General features: G+C 65.3%; 5 protein-coding genes and 1 riboswitch. All 5 genes read right to left on the reverse strand.

Annotation, left to right across the window (positions count from 1 at the left end):
• Positions 1–602: TonB-dependent receptor plug domain-containing protein (locus VMX79_12655; GenBank protein HUV87948.1), on the reverse strand; the 602-nt coding region annotated here is incomplete at its 3' end.
• Between the two features lie 14 nt (positions 603–616).
• Positions 617–1,399: an ABC transporter ATP-binding protein gene (locus tag VMX79_12660; GenBank protein HUV87949.1), complete on the reverse strand. Its 783-nt coding sequence runs from the start codon at positions 1,397–1,399 to the stop codon at positions 617–619.
• 1 nt (position 1,400) lies between these two features.
• A complete protein-coding gene (locus tag VMX79_12665; GenBank protein HUV87950.1) occupies positions 1,401–2,417 on the reverse strand; it encodes an iron ABC transporter permease in 1,017 nt (338 codons plus the stop codon).
• Entirely contained in the window at positions 2,407–3,345 is a 939-nt protein-coding gene (locus VMX79_12670; GenBank protein ID HUV87951.1) for a helical backbone metal receptor, read from the reverse strand. Before VMX79_12670 ends, VMX79_12665 begins: the two co-directional genes overlap by 11 nt.
• 106 nt (positions 3,346–3,451) lie before the next feature.
• Positions 3,452–3,570: riboswitch (cobalamin riboswitch) on the reverse strand.
• 209 nt (positions 3,571–3,779) lie between these two features.
• The coding region (locus tag VMX79_12675) for a T9SS type A sorting domain-containing protein (protein ID HUV87952.1) at positions 3,780–4,080 on the reverse strand (301 nt) is incomplete at its 5' end.

Raw genomic sequence — 4,080 nt, forward strand, 5'->3', positions numbered from 1 at the left:
CCGCCGCCGGTCACGCCGATCCTGCCGAAAGGCACCCCCGCCTCGACCGCGGTCCCGACGCCGTTGTAAGTGCCGTACCTGCCGCCGAACGTCACCGTCGGCTCGGCCGGCACGCCGCGCGTAATGACGTTCACGACGCCCGCCGTCGCGTTGGCGCCGTAAAGGGCCGACGACGGCCCGGCCATCACTTCCACCCTCTCGACGTCTTCCAACGTTACGGCGTTGAAGTCCACCTCGCCGCCCTGGTGGCTGTTCACCGGTTGGCCGTCCACCATAACGAGCGTCTGTTTCGCGAACCCTCCCCTCATCGACAACGTCGCACTCGCCCCGGGCCCGCCGTACTCGCGTACGTAGACGCCTTCGGCCCGCACGAGCCCTTCCGCCAAATTCTCCGCGGCGAGGAGCTGCAGCTCTTCCGCCGTCACGGCGCTTATGCCGAACGGAACCTCGGACTCGCGGGCGGGTTCGCCTATGGCCGTAATTACGATCGGGTCGCCGGGGAAGATATCTTCCTCGTCTACTTCGACGCCAGCGGCGGCGCCGCCGAGGACCGTCCACGATGCCGTTATCCCGATGATACAAATAATGCGCAACTTACCCATCGTCCAACCTCCTCCTATTGTTGTAATTCCGGAAATACGAACCTCCTACCTTCCACGGTTCGCGTTTTTACGATACAACCGTAAACCTTCGACAACTTATCTTCCGCCAACACTTCGTCCGCAACGCCGTCCGCCTCGACTTCGCCCGAAGCCAGCAGGACGACCCGCGGGAAATGCGCCGCGGCCATATTGAGGTCGTGGAGGACCGCGATAACGGTCAAACCGCGGCGCGCGTTAAGGCGTTTTAACAACGAGAATATTTGAACCTGGTGCGATATGTCGAGGTGGGCCGTCGGTTCGTCCAAGAAAATAAGGGCCGGCTCCTGGGCGAGCGCCCGGGCGAGCACGGTCCTTTGAAACTCGCCCCCGGAGAGTTGGCTAACCGGCCGGTCCGCCAGGTACGCGACGCCGGTGAGCTCGAGCGCCTCCGCTACGACGTCGCGGTCGCGGCCGCCCGCCGGCCTAAACGGCCCCAGCCGCGCGTACCGGGCGAGCATGGCCAACTCGGCCACCGTATACGGTAAGTTCACTTCGCTGTATTGCGGGACGAACGCGGCAAGCCGGGCGACGTCGCGCCGGCCGTACCGGCCGATATCCCGCCCCGCCAACCGGACCTCGCCCCGGTCCGGTTTCAAATAACCCGAAAGCAAACGCAAGAGCGTACTCTTGCCGGCGCCGTTGGGGCCGACGACCGCTACCATCTCGCCCGCGGCCGCGGCGAAGCTGACGCCCTTCACCGCCGGCCCCGTAGGCCAGGAGAAGTAAACGTCCAACGCTTCTACTAAGGGCGCGGCCAAATCAGTACCCCTTCTTCCGTAATATCACCAGGAAATACGGCGCCCCCACCAGCGCCGTAAAAACCCCGACCGGGACGATGGGCATATTGAAATAATCCGCCGTTACCCGCACGAGCGTATCGCCGACGGCCACCAAGGCCGCGCCCCCCGCCGCCGCCGCGGCCAGAAGCGGTAAGTGGCGCGGCCCGATTATACGGCGCAGCGCGTGCGGCACGACGATGCCGACGAAGCCGATAGGCCCGGCCAAAGCGACCACCGACGCCGTCGCGAGCGCCGCGCACCCCAAAACCAGCAACTTGAACTTCTCTACCGAAAGGCCCAAATGGAACGCGCTTTCCTCGCCGAGGGCGATGATGTCCAACGGCCGCGCGAGCAAGAACAGTACGCCGCTGCACAAGACGACGACGGCCGCGGTGAAGCCGACCTTTACGGGCGTTATGTCGGGGCTCGCGAGGTCGCCCATTAGCCACAAAAAAACCGCGTGCTGGTCTCGAGCCGGCACGACGGCGAGTACCAATAAAATCAACGACGTGAAGAACGCGCCCACCATTACGCCCGCGAGGAGGAGCGCGTGCACGGAGAGTATGCCCGCGGCGCGGGCCACGACGAACCCGGCCATTACGGCCGCGAGGGCGCCCGCGAAAGCGAAGACGTTGACCGCCGAAAACGCCGCCAAGCCGCCGCCTAAGCCCAACGCCGTCGCGACCGCGGCGCCGAAGCCGCCGCCGGCGGCAATCCCCAATATATACGGGTCCGCCAACGGGTTGCGGAGTAGCGCCTGGAGCGACGTCCCCGCCGTCGCCAACGCGACGCCGACGCAAAGGGCCGCAGCCAACCTCGTCATACGTACCACGATAATCGCGTACTCGTCCGCCGGGAGGACGCCGCCCGCGAATAGTTTTCCCAGTGCGCGCGCCGACGCCGCGGGCCCGAGCCCCGGCCCCATCAACGCCGAAGCGGCGCACACGGCCAGTAGGCCGCAGCCGAGGGTGACGAACGTCGCGACCTTACGATTCACCGATACCCTCCCCTTCGGCGCGTTCGGGGTAAAATATGCGGTATAGCGCCGCCACCCCCTCGGCCAACCGAGGGCCGGCGCGTAAAATTAAATCCGGATTTAACTCGCAGATTTTCTTCTCTCTAACGGCGGTTATTTGACCCCAACCGGTACGGGCCGCTACGTCCGCGGCCGTCGTCCCGCCGTGGCACAAGACGATCACCTCGGGGTCGCGGGCGATGACGACCTCGGCCTCGATGCGCGAATACGGCCGCGGCAGCCCCGCGCCGACGTTTACGCCGCCGGCCAAGACGATGGCGTCGCGCACGAACGACCCTTCGGCAACGGTCATCAGCGGCTCGGGGCATATCTCGAGGTATACCCGCGGCCTATCTCCTAAGGGCACCTTTTCCGCTTCCGAGGTTATGGCGCTTATTTTCTCGTCAAACGCCGCGACGAGTTCGGCCGCCTTCGCCTCCTCCCCCACTATGGCCCCGACGGCCTTGACGTTGCGTCTAACGCTCGCGATATCGGGGGCGAGGAAAGCGACCGTAGGGACCCCCAGGCGCTCGAGTTGGGCGACGATGCGGTTTTGCTCGTGGCCCGCCGCGATTACCAAGTTCGGCTCGAGCGCCGCGACCCGCTCCAACGAAACGTTCGAGAAATCACCCACCGACGGCAGCTCGCGCGCCGCCGGCGGCCAATCGCAGCCCCGCACGACGCCTACGACGCGCCCCCCGGCGCCGAGGGCGAACAGGATTTCCGTCATCTCGGGCGACGTGCAAATTATGCGGCGCGGCGCGACGGGAACGTCGACGTCGCGGCCTAGGTCGTCCCGAAACGACCTCGTCTCCTCGGTTACCCGCCGCGGCGCGGGTTTGCCGCAAGCCGCCAAGGCCGCGGCGACGGCCGCCGTAACCAGAAACGCGCGGTATCCCTTTTTGACCATAAAAAAAGCCGGCCCGACGGCCGGCGCGATTACTTAGTAATCTTGTCGCCCTACCCGTCGTAGGGGTCTACCCGGCTTCCGCCGGGGACAAGCAGCCTGAGGCCAAGTTTACTGGCTCGCGGGTCATCCTACCGGCCGGCGCCTTCCCGGTTTCCCAGTGGCATAAATGCCGGCTTTCGTAACCGCTTACAGTGGCGGGGCCGCGGCGGCTTTTCACCGCCTTCCGTACGCCCCAGGCCGATATTCAATTGTAGACGCTTTGCCTCCTCGGCTCGGCGTCAGCTCTTCTAAAACGTAGTATATTTAAACGAGGAACCAAAGTCAAGCGTTTTTTTAACGCCGCCGGACGATGCGACCCGCGAACTACCCGTTTTGTACGTTAAAAGGCCCCGCCCTGAGGACGGGGCCCAGCCTATCGCCGTCACACGCCCGCCCTAGTGCACTACAACCATCTTCTTGGTCGCGACGTCGGCGCCGGCACTCAGGCGGTACAGGTACACGCCCGCCGGCAGCGGCTTCCCGCCGTCGTCCATCAGGCCGTACCGTTCCTCATATACGCCGGCCTCGCGGACGTCCTTCGCTACCGTCGCGACGCGGCGGCCGCTCAGGTCGTACACCACCAGCTCCACTTCCGCGCGAGCCGGCAGCGTGTACTTGAAGACCGTATCGTCCCGCGCCGGGTTCGGGTAATTCTGGAACAGGCCGAAAGACATCGGCTTGCCCGAGGGCGGCGTC

The organism is bacterium (assembly GCA_035529855.1).
GTDB lineage: Bacteria > RBG-13-66-14 > B26-G2 > WVWN01 > WVWN01 > WVWN01.